The 1547-nt window shown below is 39.4% G+C and carries 3 protein-coding genes; all 3 read left to right on the plus strand.

Annotated elements, in window-relative coordinates; all coding sequences use genetic code 11:
* Positions 1-438 (plus strand): C-GCAxxG-C-C family protein (locus FBQ94_RS17380; RefSeq protein WP_285442319.1); only part of this gene is annotated, 438 nt, incomplete at its 5' end.
* A 172-nt stretch (positions 439-610) separates the two neighbouring features.
* Positions 611-1294 carry an HPP family protein gene (locus FBQ94_RS17385; RefSeq protein WP_285442320.1) on the plus strand — a complete coding sequence of 228 codons (684 nt, stop codon included), beginning with the start codon at positions 611-613 and terminating at the stop codon, positions 1292-1294.
* Positions 1295-1365: 71 nt separating this feature from the next.
* A partial coding sequence (locus FBQ94_RS17390; RefSeq protein ID WP_285442321.1) for a hypothetical protein occupies positions 1366-1547 on the plus strand: 182 nt, incomplete at its 3' end.

Here is a 1547-nt window from a genome sequence, read left to right on the forward strand (position 1 = left end):
GGCAAAGAAAATTTCAATTGCGCCCAGGCAATCCTGAAGGCCTATCAGGAAGACTTTAACATCACTGATCAGCAGATTCTTGAGTATAAAAAGTTCGGTGGAGGAAAGGCTGAAGGAGGGGTATGCGGGGCTCTTTTTGCCGCTAAAAAACTGATTCATAATGAAGATATATCAAATCATGTCGAACAACATTTTTCAAAAGCTGCTGGCGCAATCACCTGCCGTGAAATCCTTAGTTTAAAACAATTATCCTGCCATAAATGTGTAGAGAATATAGCAGAATCTCTCGATGAATACCTCAATTTAATAAGCTATTGTTTTAATACCACTTATATAAAAATATACGTGGTATTTTTTTTTACTTATGGGAAGTTGGTATATTTTTCGTTACTAGGAAGAAAACGAGGAATTAGTGAAAAATGGTATAGGTATCGTTAAGTCTATAAATATTGCAGAAAATATACAATGTTTCAGAGTAAGCTGGCTATTTGCTTTGCAAGTATCTTTAGAATAAAATGCTAACCTTTTATGGCAAATATTTCTCCTGAGTTGTATCTATAAACTTGTGAGTGTATTACCAGAAAAGTGAGGAACAAAAGGGTATTGGCGGATGTTCAAAAGGAAAAGAACCACCAAAGTAAAAAAAGTTATAGATGTAAAATTCGAGGTAAAACAGCATTCTGAAGAAGATAAAAAAAATTATTTTGTGCGTATAATGGACTTTTTAAAAGAACCTTTAAAAAGGGAGAGAGAAAATATGCCGATGCTAGATGGAATAAATAGAATAAGTGCCTATATAAAAAAATTACCCAGGGCGCCACAACCTGATCTCACTTCAAGGGAGGTGTTGCTTTCTCTCTGGGGGGCGCTTTTGGGGATAGGGATAACGGCGTTGCTGGCATTTACCTGGAAGTGTCCGATGCTATTAGGATCTTTTGGATCTACCGCGCCATTAATTTATTGTGCGTATAAGTCGCCTCTGGCGCAACCAAGGAATGTCGTGCTGGGGCATTTCCTTGGCGCAAGTATCGGTGTGGTTGTCAACGACTTCTTTGGCGTGACATGGTGGTCAATTGCGCTTACGGTCGCCCTTGCTATTATTCTTATGTTTACGACGTATTCGATACATCCCCCGGCAGGCGCAACGGCATATGTAGCTGTTCAAACGGGGGGATTGGGCGTCGGATATTGGTTTATCCTGAACCCCACTATGTTGGGAATATTTATCATGCTGACAGTAGCAGTGATCTTTAATAAGATGAGCAAGAGAGATTATCCGACACATTGGTATTAAAAGGAGGCATCGATTGGATGTGATGTTCGTGAACCTGTGTGTACAAAATTCGTTAAATTACGGAGAAAACTATGTATATATCGATTAAAACCCGGCTTATTCTTTTGCTCATTGTGTTTACGTTACTCCCATTTGTTTTGCTAAGAATTATTGCCTACCCACGAATACAAGCAGATCTTCAGGAGGTGCTGATACGGGACCTTGATGGTATGGGACACAAGCAGGCAGAGTTAGTGACCAATTGGATGCATGA

Source organism: Candidatus Jettenia sp. AMX1, assembly GCF_030263775.1.
In the GTDB taxonomy this organism is placed as follows: Bacteria; Planctomycetota; Brocadiia; order Brocadiales; family Brocadiaceae; genus Jettenia; species Jettenia caeni.